This window comes from Donghicola sp. XS_ASV15 (assembly GCF_041224595.1).
GTDB lineage: Bacteria > Pseudomonadota > Alphaproteobacteria > Rhodobacterales > Rhodobacteraceae > Donghicola.
The window spans coordinates 207537-223867 of sequence record NZ_JBGFGN010000164.1; the positions used below are offsets into that span (position 1 = coordinate 207537).

At 61.3% G+C, this 16331-nt stretch carries 16 protein-coding genes; 6 read left to right on the plus strand and 10 right to left on the minus strand.

Features of this window, described 5'->3' with window-relative positions:
- Nucleotides 1-8 precede the first annotated feature (8 nt).
- Entirely contained in the window at nt 9-587 is a 579-nt protein-coding gene (locus AB9K37_RS19325) for a nitroreductase (protein ID WP_369842001.1), read from the plus strand.
- Nucleotides 584-1276 carry an EI24 domain-containing protein gene (locus tag AB9K37_RS19330; RefSeq protein WP_369842004.1) on the plus strand — a complete coding sequence of 231 codons (693 nt, stop codon included), beginning with the start codon at nt 584-586 and terminating at the stop codon, nt 1274-1276. The genes AB9K37_RS19325 and AB9K37_RS19330 overlap by 4 nt, the downstream gene beginning before the upstream one ends.
- 14 nt (nt 1277-1290) lie before the next feature.
- On the opposite strand, the gene AB9K37_RS19335 is transcribed toward AB9K37_RS19330, so the two are convergent.
- Nucleotides 1291-1584 carry a DUF1467 family protein gene (locus tag AB9K37_RS19335; RefSeq protein WP_369842007.1) on the minus strand — a complete coding sequence of 98 codons (294 nt, stop codon included), beginning with the start codon at nt 1582-1584 and terminating at the stop codon, nt 1291-1293.
- Nucleotides 1584-1988, minus strand: a complete 405-nt coding sequence (mce, locus tag AB9K37_RS19340; protein ID WP_072705042.1) for a methylmalonyl-CoA epimerase — start codon at nt 1986-1988, stop codon at nt 1584-1586. The genes AB9K37_RS19335 and mce overlap by 1 nt, the downstream gene beginning before the upstream one ends.
- A gap of 149 nt (nt 1989-2137) precedes the next feature.
- Here mce and AB9K37_RS19345 point away from each other — a divergent pair, with 149 nt between their 5' ends.
- Nucleotides 2138-2860: a response regulator gene (locus AB9K37_RS19345; RefSeq protein WP_369842010.1), complete on the plus strand. Its 723-nt coding sequence runs from the start codon at nt 2138-2140 to the stop codon at nt 2858-2860.
- Here the strand turns inward: AB9K37_RS19345 and AB9K37_RS19350 are convergent, their stop codons facing one another.
- The 4 genes from AB9K37_RS19350 to AB9K37_RS19365 all read right to left on the minus strand — a co-directional run bounded on the left by AB9K37_RS19350 (nt 2861) and on the right by AB9K37_RS19365 (nt 8045).
- The gene (locus tag AB9K37_RS19350) at nt 2861-4084 is read right to left on the minus strand and encodes a DUF1501 domain-containing protein (RefSeq protein WP_369842012.1); all 1224 of its coding nucleotides are present in this window, start codon (nt 4082-4084) and stop codon (nt 2861-2863) included.
- Between the two features lie 4 nt (nt 4085-4088).
- Nucleotides 4089-5480: a DUF1800 family protein gene (locus AB9K37_RS19355; protein WP_369842014.1), complete on the minus strand. Its 1392-nt coding sequence runs from the start codon at nt 5478-5480 to the stop codon at nt 4089-4091.
- 116 nt (nt 5481-5596) lie between these two features.
- Nucleotides 5597-7378, minus strand: a complete 1782-nt coding sequence (gene aspS, locus AB9K37_RS19360; protein ID WP_369842016.1) for an aspartate--tRNA ligase — start codon at nt 7376-7378, stop codon at nt 5597-5599.
- 112 nt (nt 7379-7490) lie between these two features.
- Nucleotides 7491-8045, minus strand: coding sequence for a GNAT family N-acetyltransferase (locus tag AB9K37_RS19365; protein ID WP_369842018.1), 555 nt, complete (start codon nt 8043-8045; stop codon nt 7491-7493).
- 322 nt (nt 8046-8367) lie between these two features.
- Between AB9K37_RS19365 and AB9K37_RS19370 the strand changes: the two genes are divergently transcribed.
- On the plus strand, nt 8368-8751 hold the full coding sequence (locus tag AB9K37_RS19370) for a hypothetical protein (protein WP_369842021.1): 384 nt from the start codon (nt 8368-8370) through the stop codon (nt 8749-8751).
- A 192-nt stretch (nt 8752-8943) separates the two neighbouring features.
- Here the strand turns inward: AB9K37_RS19370 and AB9K37_RS19375 are convergent, their stop codons facing one another.
- The 3 genes from AB9K37_RS19375 to AB9K37_RS19385 all read right to left on the minus strand — a co-directional run bounded on the left by AB9K37_RS19375 (nt 8944) and on the right by AB9K37_RS19385 (nt 11404).
- Nucleotides 8944-9621: an FAD-binding oxidoreductase gene (locus AB9K37_RS19375; RefSeq protein ID WP_369842023.1), complete on the minus strand. Its 678-nt coding sequence runs from the start codon at nt 9619-9621 to the stop codon at nt 8944-8946.
- A 62-nt stretch (nt 9622-9683) separates the two neighbouring features.
- Nucleotides 9684-10328, minus strand: coding sequence for an aminotransferase class IV family protein (locus AB9K37_RS19380; protein WP_369842025.1), 645 nt, complete (start codon nt 10326-10328; stop codon nt 9684-9686).
- On the minus strand, nt 10283-11404 hold the full coding sequence (locus tag AB9K37_RS19385) for an aminodeoxychorismate synthase component I (RefSeq protein WP_369842028.1): 1122 nt from the start codon (nt 11402-11404) through the stop codon (nt 10283-10285). The genes AB9K37_RS19380 and AB9K37_RS19385 overlap by 46 nt, the downstream gene beginning before the upstream one ends.
- Nucleotides 11405-11649: 245 nt before the next feature.
- Between AB9K37_RS19385 and carB the strand changes: the two genes are divergently transcribed.
- Both carB and AB9K37_RS19395 read left to right on the plus strand, forming a co-directional pair.
- Nucleotides 11650-14982, plus strand: coding sequence for a carbamoyl-phosphate synthase large subunit (carB, locus tag AB9K37_RS19390; RefSeq protein ID WP_369842031.1), 3333 nt, complete (start codon nt 11650-11652; stop codon nt 14980-14982).
- 69 nt (nt 14983-15051) lie between these two features.
- On the plus strand, nt 15052-15651 hold the full coding sequence (locus AB9K37_RS19395) for an NAD(P)-dependent oxidoreductase (RefSeq protein WP_369842034.1): 600 nt from the start codon (nt 15052-15054) through the stop codon (nt 15649-15651).
- A gap of 14 nt (nt 15652-15665) precedes the next feature.
- Here AB9K37_RS19395 and AB9K37_RS19400 read toward each other — a convergent pair whose 3' ends face one another.
- Nucleotides 15666-15965, minus strand: coding sequence for a hypothetical protein (locus AB9K37_RS19400; protein ID WP_369842036.1), 300 nt, complete (start codon nt 15963-15965; stop codon nt 15666-15668).
- Between the last annotated feature and the right edge of the window lie 366 nt (nt 15966-16331).

Consider the following 16331-nt stretch of genomic DNA (forward strand, 5'->3'; position numbering starts at 1 on the left):
ACGTTAATATGACCGAAAAGAACCAAGCCGCCCTCGATTTCCTGCTGTCCCGCCGCAGTACGCCCATCCCCGCGCTCAAGGCCCCCGCGCCGACGCGCGATGAACTGACCACCATTCTGACCGCCGCCGCCCGCAGCCCCGACCACGGCAAACTGGAGCCGTGGCGCTTTGTCGTGCTGGAAAAGCCCGCGCTGGAGCGTGTGGCCCAAGCCATCGCCAAGCGCGGCCCCGAACTGGGGATTGAGCAGGCCAAGATCGACAAGCCCGTCGGTGTCTACGGCAATAGCCCTCTGGCTGTCGTTGTGGTGCAGAACACCAAAGAAAGCGAAAAGGTCCCCGCGATCGAACAGACCTACTCGGCTGGCGCTGTCTGCCTGTCGCTGGTCAACGCTGCGATGGCCATGGGCTTTGGCGCGAACTGGGTGTCGAACTTGTTCAGCCATGACAAACAATTCCGCGAAGAGGTCTTTGGCCTGACCGCAGACGAGACCGTGGCTGGCATCATCCACCTTGGCACCCCGTCGGCTGCCACGCCGGACCGCCCGCGCCCCGATCTGGACCAGATCACCACTTGGATCGCTGAATGACCCAGATCCTCAAGGCCCTGTCGCTGAGCCTCGCACAGCTCAGCGATCCGCGCTTCCGGTCGGTCCTTCTCAAGGGGATCGGCCTAGCGATCGCGCTCTTGGCGGGCATCTATGCCATCGTCATGTGGATCGTCGGCTGGCTGCTGGGGGACTCTGTGACCCTGCCGTTCATTGGCGAGGTCACTTGGGTCGACAACGTGGTCTCGTGGGGTTCTATCCCGCTGATGCTGCTGCTCTCGACATTCCTGATGGTGCCAGTGGCATCGGCCATGACCGGCATTTTTCTGGACGACGTCGCTGACGCGGTCGAGGACAAGCACTACACCGGCCTGCCTGCGCCCAAGCGCATCTCTCTGGCGACCAACATTGCAGACTCGTTCCGCTTTCTTGGGGTGATCGTGGTCGCGAACCTGTTGGCGCTGGTGCTCTATCTGATCTTCGCGCCCTTTGCGCCGCTGATCTTCTGGGCGCTGAACGGCTTCTTGCTGGCGCGGGAATATTTCCAGATGGTCGCGATCCGCCGCACTGACCGCGCGGGCGTCAAAAAGCAGCGTCGCCGCAACGCGCTGACCCTGTGGATCGCAGGCGGGTTGATGGCCCTGCCCCTGTCGATCCCGCTGGTGAACCTGCTGGTGCCTGTGGTGGGCTGCGCGATGTTCACCCACCTCTATCATCGTCTGCCGCGCTAACCGCGGCAGACCGCTTATTGCTGATCTGTCAGGATCGGCTGCGGGCGCACACTCTTCCACGGATCGAGATCCCGGATCGACAGCCCGCCAAAGATAATCACCGCAGCCAGAATCGCCCAAATCGACGTGCCCCAGATCGTCGTGATCAAAGCCACGCGCTTGGGGCGAAAGTCCGCAGGGGCGCCAGCCGGCGTTCCGGGCACAACCTCGCCTTCGTCGCCTTGTGTCCGCAAATTCAGCGGCAGAACGACAAACAGGGTCATGAACCAGCATACCGCGAATAGAACGATGGCGGCGGTGATTGTCATCAGACTTGCTCCAATTCCACGAGGCAGCCGTTAAAGTCCTTGGGGTGCAAGAACAGGACGGGTTTGCCGTGGGCGCCGATCTTGGGCTCGCCAGAACCCAGAACCCGTGCGCCGGTTTCTTTCAGGTGATCGCGGGCTGCGATAATATCGTCCACCTCATAACAGACATGGTGAATGCCGCCAGAGGGGTTCTTTTCCAAGAAGCCGTTGATCGGGCTATCGTCGCCCAGCGGGTAGAGTAGTTCGATCTTGGTGTTCGGCAATTCGATAAAGATCACGGTCACGCCGTGGTCGGGCTCGTCTTGGGGGGCGCCAACCTTGGCCCCCAAGGCATTCCGGTACTGGTCTGCGGCGGCCTGCAAATCTGGCACTGCAATAGCGACGTGGTTCAAACGTCCGATCATACTGTCGTCTCCTCCTGTTGGGTCGCGGGTAGTTATCGCGCCGCAGCGCAGCACATTGCAAGCGCCGCCAAGGTCGCAGGCCATTAACCATGCGTTATCCATGCGCTAGGTATTCTGACCCAGACCCGCCCGGGTCGAGGAGAAGCCCGATGAACGACGATGACCTGACCTATCGAATGACCCGCCCCACCCCTGCGCGCCCCCTGACCGGCCTCAGCCTGCTACTGGTCGAGGACAGCCGCTATACCTGTGAGGCCCTGCGCCTGATGTGTATGCGCTCTGGTGCGCGCATCCGCCGCGCCGATTCCCTGCGCTCGGCCCGCCGTCACCTGCAAATCTATCGTCCCGACTGCCTGATGGTAGACTTGGGCCTGCCCGATGGAAACGGCTGCGACCTGATCGCAGAATTGACAGACACCGCCATGCGCCCGCCCGTCTTGATCGCAATCTCTGGCGATCACGGCCTCGAGGGCCCAGCGCTCCAAGCCGGTGCCAATGCCTTTATCCCCAAACCGCTGCAATCTCTGTCAGTGTTTCAAGAGACAATCCTGTCCTTCCTGCCCGTGAACCGGCACCCCACAGGCCCGCGTATGATCAACGAAGAACGGATCAACCCTGACCGCTTGGCCTATTACGACGACCTAAGCCACGTGGTACACATGCTGGACGAGGACCGCGACCAAACCTGCTCAAAGCTCGGATATGCCCTGCAATTCCTGCGGGGTGTCGCGATCAGTGCCGAAGACAGCAGCGTGGCCGACGCAGTCGATGCCCTCTCTCGGGCGATCCAAGGCGGTCAAGCCGCTGCTGCCGCGCGCGCCAATCTGGCCGCCCTGCTGCAACAGCGGATGAACGCGCTGGCCGTCGCCTGATTACAGCACCAACCGAGGATCGCCGCCCATGTCGAGACCGGGGAACACCTTGGTCTCTAGTACACTCTGCTCGATTCCGAACAGCGACCGCAACGTCCACGCCGCGTGGGCGCGCACATCGCGGGTCGGCATCAGGTCGCGCTTGGCATACAGATCCGCCTCGGCCAAGCCCGGCCAATCAGCCCAGACCTGCCCCCCGCGCAAAGCACCGCCCGCCATGACCATGGCACTGCCCGTCCCGTGGTCCGTGCCCGCCGAGCCGTTGATTCGCGCAGTTCGACCGAACTCGGTCATCGCCAGCACAACGGTCTTGCCCCAGATATCCGGCCCAAGCTCGGTCTGCATCAATCCGATCACCTCGGCCAATTGGGTGCCCGCCCGCTTGATCGCAGGCTTCTGACCTTTGTGCGTATCCCAACCGTTCAAAGAAAATGCCGCGATCCGCGCCTCTTCCTTCAGACGGGCCGCGGCGAACTCTGCAAGCAGGCGGTGCCCGTTCGCGGCCTGCTTGCGATTGTCCTTCATCCGCTGGCTCACCATGTCCTGAGCATCCATCGCCGTTTCCGGCACGTCGATCAGACCCAGACTTTCTGCAATATGAATGGCATCGGTCACCGCACCGCTGAACAGAGGATCATCATGGCTCACCATTTCGAGCAGCAGTCGCGCCTGCGCACTTAGGTTCAAGTCAGACTCGGGTGCCCATGTGCTGACCGGCGCATCGCCCCGCATCAGCAGCATCTGGTCACGCCCCAAGGCAAAAGACGTCTCGCCACTCACCCCCGGCACGCTTTGCAGCAGACGGTTCAGCCAGCCATCCCGCGACCGGCCTGTGTCCAGTCCCACGGTCCCCGCCTCCAGCAGGTCCTGCCCGTCAAAGTGGCTGCGCTGATCGCGATAGGGCGTGCTGACCGCATGGGCAAAGCCCAAGGCCCCCTGCTGCCAAAGCGGGCGCAAAGGCTCCATCGACGGGTGCAGCGCATAAAAGCCGTCCAGATCGGCCTCGCCCACGCCGCCGCCCGTCAATCCGCCGCGCAAGCCCGCATAATCGGGGTCGCCATACGGACGCACCATGTCCAAGCCATCCATAGCGCCGCGCAGGATAACCACCACCAGCCGCGCATCCCACGGCGCCGAGGCCAAAGCGACCGGCGTCATAAAGGGCGAGGCCGCCGCAGAACAGCCCAAGAGCGCGGACCGGATCAGGAAATCACGTCTTTTCATCGCCTTATCTCCTCTGGAATGCGGGGGACGACAGGATGAGTCCCACCCCTTCCCACTCGGTTTCCGCAGCCTTGGCTGCAAATTTCACGGCCTCTGGCGCACGGTCGGCCAAAGCCGTCACGACAAAATCGCGGGGGTCCGGCAAACGGGTCGTCAGAGCTTGGGGCGCGGTCATGGACCACTGGATGCGCTCGGCCAGACCTTGGGGGCTGACCCAACGGTCATCGGCTTCGGGCAGCCCGTCCGGCCCGTTCGGCTTCATCCAGGCCTGCCCCATCAGCGACATCGGCACGAGGAACTTCGACTGGACGTTCCGGTCCTTCATCCGTTCAATCATCGCAGGATGCACATCCAGAGCGCGGCACGCCGAGACGACAAAATCCAGCGGCGGCTTTACATTCGACGGCGCGGGATCCCATGCGGCAGGATGCTCGAGCATTGCACGGTAGCCCGCCATCAGATCGCCATTCGAGCCGATCAACGCCGCGGCAACATGCTCCACCAACCCCTCATCCGGTGTATCGGCCACAAAATAGACCGCCAGTTTGCGTGCCAAATGCCGCAGGGTCACCGGGTTCACAGCCAGCGCTTCAACGAATGCGCGCAGGTCCGCCTCGCGCGTCTTTGGCGCGCCACCCCAAGACTGACCCAAGATCATAAATGGACCGGGTTCAGCCGTCCGCGTCTTGAACACCGGCCGGGTATATTTCTCGATTTGCAGTCCGGTGAGCAATCCTGCCAGACCGGTCACTTCCGCCTGAGTATAGCCGCCGCCCACACCCAGCGTATGCAATTCCAGCATCTCCCGCGCCAAATTCTCGTTCAGGCCCAGCTGCTTCTTCGACTTCTGCGCCGCGACACTGTTGGGGCCAATGTTGCGCTGCTGATCCAGATAGACCTGCATGATCGGGTGGGTCTCTGCCGCCCAAAGCAGGTCCGCGAAGCGCCCCGCCACATGCGGGCGAATTGCATCCTCGGCATAAGAGGCAAGGCTCGCCCGCAGCTGCTGGTTCCGCGGGCCAATGGTGAAATGGTCAGACCAGAACCAAACGAGCCGTTCGCGAAACCCGTCCTCGGACAATATTCCGCGCAACAAAATATGACGGGCATTCCGCAGCTCGATTTTGCGCAACTTGCGGCGCTGCGCGACCAACTCCTTGCGGGCGGCCTCTTCGTTCTTGGTGCCGCGCGCCTTGTTCCGTGCGCGCAAAAGCTGGTTGTACAGACGGACCTCTGCGCCGCCCTCACCGATCAGGCTGGGGACCGGATAGGTCTGCGCTGCAGTATCCGGGCCAGACAAGCGACGCAGTAGATCCTCTGATCCATTTGGCAAAGAGCGCTGAGCAGACAGACCCGTTCCAAAACGGATTTCTGCCAAGACGGGGTCGAACGCCATGGGGCGCCTCCGAAGTTGTCGAAAAACACAGGACCACAATGAACAAAGGCAGCGCGATTCGCATCGCACTGCCTCGTGAACGTTTCTAAATTCGGCACAATAGCGCCGAGGTCGACTTACTCTTGCGGAATAACGCGCAGGTTCAGCTCCATCAGCTGCTCTGCGGTGGGCTCCGACGGCGCGTCCATCATCAGATCTTCGGCACGCTGGTTCATCGGGAACATGATGACCTCGCGGATGTTCTGCTCTTCGGCCAGCAGCATCACAATACGGTCGATACCCGCAGCACAGCCACCGTGGGGCGGTGCGCCGTATTTGAACGCGTTAACCATACCACCGAAACGCTTGTTCACCTCGTCCGCACCGTAACCGGCGATTTCAAAGGCTTTGTACATGATCTCGGGCTTGTGGTTTCGGATCGCGCCGGACACCAGCTCGTAGCCGTTACAGGCCAGATCGTACTGGAAGCCCAGAACCTTCAGCGGATCGCCATTCAGCGCGTCCATACCGCCCTGAGGCATCGAGAACGGGTTGTGTTCGAAGTCGATCTTGCCGCTTTCTTCGTCCTGCTCGTAGATCGGGAAGTCCACGATCCAAGCGAACGCGAAACGGTCCTTGTCGGTCAGGTTCAGCTCTTCGCCGATCACATCGCGCGCTTTGCCGGCCACACGCTGGAACGACGCGGGCTTGCCACCAAGGAAGAACGCCGCATCGCCGACGCCCAGACCCAGCTGCTGACGGATCGCTTCGGTGCGCTCTGGGCCGATATTCTTCGCCAAGGGACCTGCCGCTTCCATGCCGTCCGCGCCGTCACGCCAGAAGATATAGCCCATGCCGGGCAGACCCTCTTTCTGGGCGAACGCGTTCATGCGGTCACAGAACTTGCGGCTGCCGCCAGTGGGCGCGGGGATCGCACGGATTTCGGTGCCGTCCTGCTCCAGCAGCTTGGCAAAGATCGCAAAGCCCGAACCACGGAAGTGGTCCGAAACAACCTGCATCTTGATCGGGTTGCGCAGGTCGGGCTTGTCGGTGCCGTACCACAGGGCCGCGTCACGATAGCTGATCTGCGCCCACTCGGCGGGGGCGTCCACTTTCTTGCCGCCGCCGAACTCTTCGAACACGCCAGCGATCACGGGCGAGATGGTGTCGAACACATCCTGCTGGGTGACGAACGACATTTCCATGTCGAGCTGGTAGAAGTCGGTGGGCGAACGGTCTGCGCGGGGATCCTCATCCCGGAAACAGGGCGCGATCTGGAAATACTTGTCAAAGCCCGACACCATGATCAGCTGCTTGAACTGCTGAGGCGCCTGCGGCAGCGCATAGAACTTGCCGGGGTGCAGACGCGAAGGCACAAGGAAGTCGCGCGCGCCTTCGGGCGAAGATGCGGTGATGATCGGGGTCTGGTATTCGCGGAAGCCCTTGTCCCACATGCGGCGACGGATCGAGGACACCACGTCAGAGCGCATGGTCATGTTGCGCTGCAGCTTCTCGCGGCGCAGGTCCAGATAGCGGTAGCGCAGGCGGGTTTCCTCGGGATACTCCTGCTCGCCGAACACCATCAGGGGCAGTTCTTCGGACGCGCCCAGAACCTCGATATCACGGACAAAGACTTCGACTTCGCCGGTAGGGATCTTGGGGTTCACCAGACCTTCGTCACGCGCTTTCACGGTGCCGTCGATGCGGATACACCATTCGCTACGGACCTTCTCGACCTCTGCGAAAACAGGGCTGTCGGGGTCGCACAGAACCTGAGTCACGCCAAAGTGGTCGCGCAGGTCGATAAACAGAATGCCGCCGTGGTCGCGGACACGGTGCACCCAGCCCGACAGGCGGACGGTTTCACCAACGTTGTCTTTGTTCAGGTCAGCGCAGGTGTGGCTGCGATAGGTGTGCATCAGGCTCTCCGGACGGGTGGTATCAAGTTGACGCCGATACACATGCCCACGCCCCAGAAGTCAAGAGAAGCCGCCAATTTCGGGCGCCAAGGCCCCGTTTGGCGGCCGTGTTTTATGCCTTGATCGGGGTGCGCGTGGCGTCAGCCCAACTCTGGGCTGTGATCGTGTAGCATTTATAGGGCACCGGACCTTGCCCCATATCCAGATCAGCATCGTACTGATGCACCGCCCCGACCCGCCCGCTGGCGATCTGCGACCGGATGTTGTCCGGCGCAATGTGCAGCCAGACCTCGGGGCGGCTTTGCAGCACATGGCCAACCATCAGCGCCTTCATCCGGCGGTTCCACGCCCCGCCCCAGTACGCGCAGCCCAAAAAGGTGAACCCGATCGCGATCCCGTCGGCCTGGTCCGGCACATCATAGAAGCGCGAACAGCCCAGAATGGTCCCCGTTGCCACTTCGACTGCGACCAGAGTGCCCCCTGCCCCCAGCAAAAAGTCGAAATACGGGTCGAACACCGCCCGCTCGGCCCGCCCCTTGGCCGGATGCTGCGCCCACGTCGCGGGATCCGAGGCCGCCAGATACAATCCCTCACGATCACTTGACCGCAGCGGGCGCAATTCCAGAACCCCGTCGGTCAACACCACATCTGTTGCAAAATCCCGCATGATCAGGGCCCTTTCGACAAAGAAACTAACGGCCCAAATCTCTACGCCGCGCCAGTCCCCCGCGCCATATCCACATTTGCCCAAATGCCTATGTCCAATCGCAGGCGCGTGCCTCACACCGCCCTCACGATAAGGTGACGGAAACTTACCCGTTCTTCAGCGTTATCCTCGCAGATCGACTGGCGCGCTCGACGCTGCCACTCGCAGGAAGTGCCACCGCAGCCGCTTTGGCTGCCCGTAGATAGGAACCGTCAGCCAGACCCGACTTGTTCTGACCCTGACCATTGCGCCGATATTCCGGCATGAGAACGGAGAATTGAGAATGCTCCAGACCACCACACGCGAAATTGCCCAGACCTGGTTCACCACCAGCCCCGAGGCGACCGAACCTCGCGCCATCGCCATTATTGCAGGGACCGACGACACCCCGCCCCTGCCCGCCCATGTTCTCGAGCTGATCTCGGACAGGTTGGAGGCTCCGGTCCAACTCTATTTCTCATCCGTCAGGCATCTCAAAGCGTTTCAAGCGTCCAAGGCGGACAGCGCACAGATCGCGCTGGTCATCACCGACACACCGCTCACCGGCGCGCTCAGCACGCTTCCCACGCTTTGCGCCACCGATGTGACCACAAGCGTGCCGATGCATACGCTCCTGCGCCAAATTGATATGCTGAGCCACCCCGAGGAACCTCAACGGGTTGCCTGACCCTCGCCCGAGCCTCACTTAACAGCGCCTTCCTTCGCGGAACGGCGCTGCTTTTTATGTCCGGATTTGAGTATTTTTGGCAAAAAGAAGCCCCTTTCTGCTTTGTGAAAATACTCATGGCGCGCCCTATCCAAGGGCGCGCCATTTCGTTTTCGTGTTAGGCGTAGAAAGGGGGCTTCGGCCCCCGGAATTTTAAGAAAAGTCCTCGCGGATGATCGCCTTCTCGGGCACGCCCAGATTCTTCAGGGTCTCTTCCAACTCGTCGACCATCTCGTCGGGGCCGCACAGGTAGAAGGGTGCATGCTTGGGGTTCGCGTAGTCATACAAAAAGTCCTTGTTGATCGCGCCGCCGTACATTCCGTGAGGCACGCTCCCTTGGTCGGTCAGGACAAAAATCGTCTTCAGGCCGGGCATCTCTTCGAACTCGTCGCGCAGGATGATGTCGTCCTCGGTCTTGTTCGAGAAGATCAGCGTCGCCCCGCCCATGGTGCCTTTGTCCTGCACGCGCTGACGCATGATCGCGATGAAGGGCGTAATGCCCGCGCCGCCCGCGATAAAGGTGCCGGGGCCTTCGTCGTGGATCGCCCCCCACGGGTCCGAAACCTCGACCTGTTCGCCGACCTCAAGCGTGCGGATCTGGTCGGTCACGCCGCCATGCTCGGGATAGGTCTTGATCACGAACTCGATCTTCGACGCATCCTCGGTCATCACGGGGGTGAAGGGACGCGCCTCTTCTTTCCAGCCGTCACGCATCAGCGTCAGGTCCACGGCCTGCCCCGGTTCGATGTCGAAATCCTCTGGGCGGTTGAAGACCAGATGACGGGTGTCATGGGTAACTTCTTCGTTTTTCTGCAATGTCAGAATCGTCATAACACAGTTCCTTTTTCAAAAACCTTTGAAGAAAGAACGTGTTTTCACGCCCAAGCGTTCCCTCACGCTTCGGTGAATAGGGCCGAGATCAATCCGCGCAAAGAATTCCCCACAAAGAGTGCTGGCGCACCACGCAGATCATCCAGCGTCAGATGCTGGATCCGCACCTTGCCCGCGCAAATCAGACTGGACCGCAGCACACCGGGCAGCAAACCGTCCGAGATGGGCGGTGTCACCAGTCCCTGCCCAAGATCGACAAAGACATTGGTGATTGTCCCCTCGCACACATGGCCCGCGCCGTTCAGATAGATCAACTCGTCCACACCCGCAGGCATCGCGGCGCGGTCGCGGTCATAAAGCTGTCTTTGGGTGGTCTTCACGCCCAGCCACGGGTCATCGGCATCCAGCCGCGTCTCGGCCACGGCCAGTCGCCACACCGTCCCCTCTGGCAGGGGCGCGTAGGGCGCATGGGTGATCTCTGGCGTGCCATCGGCGTCAACGGTCAGGCGCACGCGCTGCGGCCCGTCAGCGGTGAACGCAGCCAGCGCCGCCTCGACCCCGATGGGCGCAATCCCCAGCCGACGTGCGGCAAAGGCCAGACGTTTGCGGTGAACATCCCCGCGCTGGAAACCACCCTCGGGCGTCCAGAGCATGGTTTCGATCAGGCGGAAACCTTGGTCGGCAGGCGGGCGTAGCGGGCTTTCCATAGGGCTTCCTCGTATTCGCTGTCGGCGGAGGAGTCCCACACGACCCCGCCCCCCACGTTCAAGGTCACATCCGCGCCGTCCACCAGCAAGGTCCGGATCGCCACGTTGAACTCGGACCGCCCGTCAGGGGCCATCCAGCCGATCGACCCACAGTAGATGTCGCGGGGACCGTGCTCGAGTTCGTGGATAATCTCCATCGCGCGGACCTTGGGCGCGCCAGTGATCGACCCACACGGGAACAGCGCCGCCATGATATCTGCAAAGCCCACACCCTCGGCCAACTGCGCCCGCACAAGCGAGGTCATCTGGTGCACCGTCGCGTAGCTTTCGACATGGAAAAGCTCGGGCACTTTGACAGAGCCGGGCACAGCCACGCGGCTCACGTCATTGCGCAGCAAATCCACGATCATCAAATTCTCGGCGCGGTTCTTTTCATCCTGCGCCAGCCACGCCTTGCGGCGCGCATCCTCGGCGGCGTCATCGCTGCGAGGCTGGGTGCCCTTCATCGGGCGGGTCTCGATCACGCCATCGGCGGAGGTGCGGAAGAACAATTCAGGGCTGCGCGACAGCATCGCGGGCAGCCCGTCCTGCAGAACCAAGGCCCCATGCTTCACCGGCTGCACCCGCGACAGGCCCTCGTACAGCGCCTCGGGCGATCCCGAACAGCGCGCGGTCATCGGAAAGGTCAGGTTCACCTGATAAATGTCGCCTGCGCCGATATAGGCGTGCAAACGGTCGAACGCATCCTCGTACCGATCCGCCGACCACACAGGGGCCACATCGGACAATTCCGCAGCACCGCCCGACAAATCGCGCACCACAGGCGCGTCATACACGCCAAATCGCAACAGCGGTACACGCCGCCCCTCGGGCATCAAGGGCATCAGCCGCGGCTCCAAAGCATAGCCGAGCTCATAGCTGGCATACCCAGCAACCCACGCACCGCCCGCCAGAGCGTCATCCACCGTAGCCAGAGCCGCAGCCACCTGATCCGCCGACCACGCCTCGATCACGCGGCGCGCGCCCTGAAAACAGGTGCCCTCACCCATGGGGCCATGATCGAAACGAATCTCCAAAACGGTCTCCTGTGCCATCCGTAGGCGGGACTTAGGGGATTACACGCGCAAGGACAGAAAAGAAAACGCCCCCTGCGGGATTTTTTCCGTCCTTTTTCCGGATAACTGCGGCTGCTACGCCATGTGCTCTTTACCGAGGCGCATCTTAGGCCCTATCCCCCCTTGCAGATGGGTCGCCGATGTCTATAACGCACGACAATTTGCGCACCCTCCGCGCCCGAACTGCCAGCCTGGGGATTACCGATATGCCGAAAAGAACCGATATCAACTCGATCATGATCATCGGAGCCGGACCGATCATCATCGGTCAGGCCTGCGAGTTCGACTACTCTGGCGCACAAGCCTGTAAGGCCCTGCGCGAAGAAGGCTACCGCGTCATCTTGGTGAACTCGAACCCCGCGACGATTATGACCGACCCCGGTCTGGCCGACGCCACCTATATCGAGCCCATCACCCCCGAGGTCGTGGCCAAGATCATCGCCAAGGAAAAGCCCGACGCCCTGCTCCCCACCATGGGCGGTCAGACCGGCCTGAACACCGCGCTGTCCCTCGCGGACATGGGTGTCCTCGAAGAGCACGGTGTAGAACTGATCGGTGCCAACCGCGAAGCCATTGAAAAGGCCGAAGACCGCGCCCTGTTCCGCGACGCGATGGACAAGATCGGTCTGGAAAACCCCCGCGCGACCATCGTGACCGCGCCCAAGGATGCCAAAGGCCACTACGATCTGGAAGCTGGCGTCGCCATCGCCCTCGAAGCGCTGGAAGACATCGGTCTGCCCGCGATCATCCGCCCCGCCTTTACCCTTGGCGGCACCGGCGGCGGCGTGGCGTACAACCGCGAAGACTACATCCACTACTGCCGCACCGGCATGGACGCGTCCCCCGTGGGCCAGATCCTTGTCGATGAATCGCTGCTGGGCTGGAAAGAATACGAGATGGAAGTGGTCCGCGACAAAGCGGATAACGCCATCATCGTCTGCTCGATTGAAAACGTCGATCCCATGGGCGTGCACACCGGCGACTCGATCACCGTGGCCCCTGCGCTGACCCTGACCGACAAAGAATACCAGATGATGCGGACCGCCTCGATCGCGGTTCTGCGCGAGATCGGCGTTGAAACCGGCGGCTCGAACGTTCAGTGGGCCGTGAACCCCAAGGATGGCCGCATGGTCGTCATCGAAATGAACCCCCGCGTGTCGCGCTCGTCCGCTCTGGCGTCCAAGGCCACCGGCTTCCCCATCGCGAAAATCGCGGCCAAGCTGGCAGTCGGCTACACGCTCGATGAGCTGGACAACGACATCACCAAGGTGACCCCCGCGTCGTTCGAGCCCACCATCGACTACGTCGTCACCAAGATCCCGCGCTTCGCGTTCGAGAAGTTCGCAGGCTCCGAGCCGCACCTGACCACCGCGATGAAGTCGGTCGGCGAAGCCATGGCCATCGGCCGCACCATCCACGAGTCGATGCAGAAAGCACTGGCCTCGCTGGAAACCGGCCTGACCGGCTTTGACGAGATCGAAATCCCCGGCGCGCCTGATGTCGCTGCCGTGACCAAGAAACTGGCCGAACAGACCCCCGACCGTATCCGCGTCATTGCGCAGGCCATGCGCGAAGGTCTGACCAACGACCAGATCCAAGCCGCAACCGCCTTTGATCCTTGGTTCCTCGACCGTATCCGCGAAATCGTGGACGTCGAGAACGAACTGAAGAAAGACGGCCTGCCCGTCACCGAAGAAGGCCTGCGCCGCGTCAAGATGTTCGGCTTCTCGGATGCCCGTCTGGCCAAGCTGACCGGCCGCGACGAAGCTCAAGTGCGCCGCGCCCGCCAGAACCTGAACGTCGTCGCGCAGTTCAAGCGTATCGACACCTGCGCCGCGGAATTCGAAGCGCAGACCCCCTACATGTACTCGACCTACGAAAGCCCCGTCATGGGCGAGCCCGAGTGCGAAGCGCGTCCCAGCGACCGCAAGAAGGTCGTCATCCTTGGCGGTGGCCCCAACCGCATCGGTCAGGGCATCGAGTTCGACTACTGCTGCTGTCACGCCTGCTACGCGCTGACCGACGCAGGGTTCGAAACCATCATGATCAACTGCAACCCCGAGACCGTGTCGACCGACTACGACACCTCGGACCGTCTGTATTTTGAGCCCCTGACCCTGGAGCACGTGCTGGAAATCCTGCGCGTTGAAATGTCGAACGGCACCTTGCAGGGCGTCATCGTGCAGTTCGGCGGTCAGACCCCGCTGAAACTGGCCAACGCACTCGAAGAAGAAGGCATCCCGATCCTCGGCACCTCGCCCGACGCGATCGACCTTGCCGAAGACCGCGAGCGTTTCCAGGATCTGGTCAACCGCCTCGGCCTCAAGCAGCCCCACAACGGTATCGCGTCCACCGACGAAGAAGCCTTCAAGATCGCAGAAGAGATCGGCTACCCGCTGGTGATCCGTCCCTCCTACGTTCTGGGTGGCCGCGCCATGGAAATCGTCCGCGACCTGCCCCAGCTCGAGCGTTACATCGCCGAAGCCGTGGTTGTGTCCGGCGACAGCCCCGTCCTTCTCGACAGCTACCTCTCCGGCGCGACAGAGATCGACGTTGACGCCCTGTCCGACGGCAAGGATGTCCACGTCACCGGCATCATGCAGCACATCGAAGAGGCTGGCGTGCACTCGGGCGACTCCGCCTGTTCGCTGCCCCCCTACTCGCTGCCCAAGGACATCATCGAAGAGATCAAGCGCCAGACCGTCGCGCTCGCTCTCGAACTGAATGTCGTCGGCCTGATGAACGTCCAGTTCGCGGTCAAGGACGGCGACGTCTACCTGATCGAGGTGAACCCCCGCGCCTCCCGCACCGTGCCCTTCGTGGCCAAGGCAACCGACAGCGCCATCGCGTCCATCGCAGCCCGCGTCATGTCCGGCGAGCCGCTCTCGAACTTCCCGCTCCGCCCCTCCTACCCCGAGGGTTCGGACATGGACACCGAGATGCCCATCGCCGACCCCATGACCCTCGCGGACCCGAACATGCCGTGGTTCTCGGTCAAAGAGGCCGTACTGCCCTTCGCCCGCTTCCCCGGTGTGGACACCATCCTCGGGCCGGAAATGCGCTCGACCGGCGAAGTCATGGGCTGGGATCGCAGCTTCCCCCGCGCCTTCCTCAAGGCCCAGCTGGGCGCAGGCACCATCCTGCCCCGCGAAGGCCGCGTCTTTGTCTCCATCAAGACCGAGGACAAGACCGCCCAGATGCTCGAAGCCGGCCAGCTTCTGGCCAAAATGGGCTTCGAGATTGTCGCGACCAAAGGCACCGCGGACTGGCTCACCGGCCATGACGTGCCCGCCACCTTGGTGAACAAGGTCTACGAGGGCCGCCCGAACATCGTCGACATCATGAAGGACGGCGGCATCGATCTGGTCTTCAACACCACCGAAGGCGCGCAGTCCGTGGCCGACAGCCGCGAAATCCGCTCGGTGGCGCTCTATGACAAGATCCCCTACTTCACCACCGCCGCCGGCGCCCACGCCGCCGTGCTGGCCATGCAGGCCCGCGAAGAAGGCGATATCGAAGTGAGATCGCTTCAGGGGTAAGTTACGCCACGCCACGCATTACGGGTTCGCTGTGCCCCGCAGCGAACCCATTTTTTTTGGGAGAAGCAGATGTCTGAAAAACAAAAGGCGCTTTTTGTAACGGCCCCTCAGCCCACCCTGAAGCGTGTCGCAGATTTGGAGGGGCCTGACTTTTACCCAACGCCTGCGTGGGCAACCCGTGCCCTCATAGAAAACGAAACCTTCGAGGGCGATGTCTGGGAATGCGCGTGCGGTAATGGCGCAATGTCAGATCAATTCAAGGAATACGGCTACGAGGTGCACTCTTCTGATCTCTACGATCGGGGATATGGCGAAAAAGACTGCGACTTCTTAAATTCGAATAAAACCGCATCTAACATTGTCACCAACCCCCCGTTTCATAGCGCAGAAGAGTTTGTTCATAAGGGACTTGAACTCGCGCAGAATAAGCTTGCGCTTCTCCTGCGCTTGGCATTTCTCGAGGGTGGCAAACGTCAGGCAAACATCTTCAATGTATACCCTCCGACAAGGGTTTGGGTATTCTCGGAACGGATCACCTTCTACCCAGCAGGGTCCGTTCGCAAAGGAAGCGGAACAACTGCGTATGCTTGGTTCGTGTGGGATAAAAACCATCTCGGGAAAAGCGAACTAAAATGGCTGCCCACTGGATATAAAAAGCGCTTCGGTTAAGAAGCGCTTCAATTTCACATTTCGTCTACGTACTTTTTTCCTGCAGCTGTGATCGTAAATGTCTCATTGTCTGCGTTATAATCGGCAAATCCGCGCGACGTGATACTGGTATTGGATTCGCGGTGGCTCACCAGATTCCGGACCTTCTGTGAAAAGTAGCTATCATCGCGGTTGGTCGCGATTTCGGCGTCTCGCCCGCTGGGTTTCATACGAACCGTCAGAACTTCAATAAGATCTGAGATCGATACTGCCCTTCCGACTTCGGAAAGGTATTTCAGGGTTTCGATGCGAATTTCGCCCTCGGTATACGGCAAAGTCATCTCCTTTCGACAGAACTCATCTAAAGATTGCACTTCAAATCGAGAATACAATAGCGTGATCGTGACAATTGTTCACTTTGATACTTTTCAGTCATCATCACAGCAATCTTTCAAAAGTCCTAGTTTCGGGCACATTGGGTACGCTCACTCACCCCTTCCCCTGCTTCGCCCGCCAAGCCGCTGTCCCAATCCGACACCGCTCGTCAAAATCCGCCTCGGCCTGTGAACGGCGGAGCAATACTCGGCCACGGTAGCGACGGCATAGTGTTGTCGCGGGCGGCGTAAAAGTCGTCCACTTTTGCCCTTTCGGATTTCGGGAGGGCTTGGGGATATACACCGTGGACTTGTATTTGAAGGTGC

What these genes read in the sequence shown, in the direction of transcription:
- AB9K37_RS19335 (WP_369842007.1), bottom strand. Translation starts at nt 1,584, where the DNA reads ATGACAATCACCGCCGCCATCGTTCTATTCGCGGTATGCTGGTTCATG.
- AB9K37_RS19355 (WP_369842014.1), bottom strand. Translation starts at nt 5,480, where the DNA reads ATGGCGTTCGACCCCGTCTTGGCAGAAATCCGTTTTGGAACGGGTCTG.
- AB9K37_RS19370 (WP_369842021.1), top strand. Translation starts at nt 8,368, where the DNA reads ATGCTCCAGACCACCACACGCGAAATTGCCCAGACCTGGTTCACCACC.
- AB9K37_RS19345 (WP_369842010.1), top strand. Translation starts at nt 2,138, where the DNA reads ATGAACGACGATGACCTGACCTATCGAATGACCCGCCCCACCCCTGCG.
- aspS (WP_369842016.1), bottom strand. Translation starts at nt 7,378, where the DNA reads ATGCACACCTATCGCAGCCACACCTGCGCTGACCTGAACAAAGACAAC.
- AB9K37_RS19375 (WP_369842023.1), bottom strand. Translation starts at nt 9,621, where the DNA reads ATGACGATTCTGACATTGCAGAAAAACGAAGAAGTTACCCATGACACC.
- AB9K37_RS19350 (WP_369842012.1), bottom strand. Translation starts at nt 4,084, where the DNA reads ATGAAAAGACGTGATTTCCTGATCCGGTCCGCGCTCTTGGGCTGTTCT.
- AB9K37_RS19365 (WP_369842018.1), bottom strand. Translation starts at nt 8,045, where the DNA reads ATGCGGGATTTTGCAACAGATGTGGTGTTGACCGACGGGGTTCTGGAA.
- AB9K37_RS19395 (WP_369842034.1), top strand. Translation starts at nt 15,052, where the DNA reads ATGTCTGAAAAACAAAAGGCGCTTTTTGTAACGGCCCCTCAGCCCACC.
- mce (WP_072705042.1), bottom strand. Translation starts at nt 1,988, where the DNA reads ATGATCGGACGTTTGAACCACGTCGCTATTGCAGTGCCAGATTTGCAG.
- AB9K37_RS19380 (WP_369842025.1), bottom strand. Translation starts at nt 10,328, where the DNA reads ATGGAAAGCCCGCTACGCCCGCCTGCCGACCAAGGTTTCCGCCTGATC.
- AB9K37_RS19325 (WP_369842001.1), top strand. Translation starts at nt 9, where the DNA reads ATGACCGAAAAGAACCAAGCCGCCCTCGATTTCCTGCTGTCCCGCCGC.
- carB (WP_369842031.1), top strand. Translation starts at nt 11,650, where the DNA reads ATGCCGAAAAGAACCGATATCAACTCGATCATGATCATCGGAGCCGGA.
- AB9K37_RS19330 (WP_369842004.1), top strand. Translation starts at nt 584, where the DNA reads ATGACCCAGATCCTCAAGGCCCTGTCGCTGAGCCTCGCACAGCTCAGC.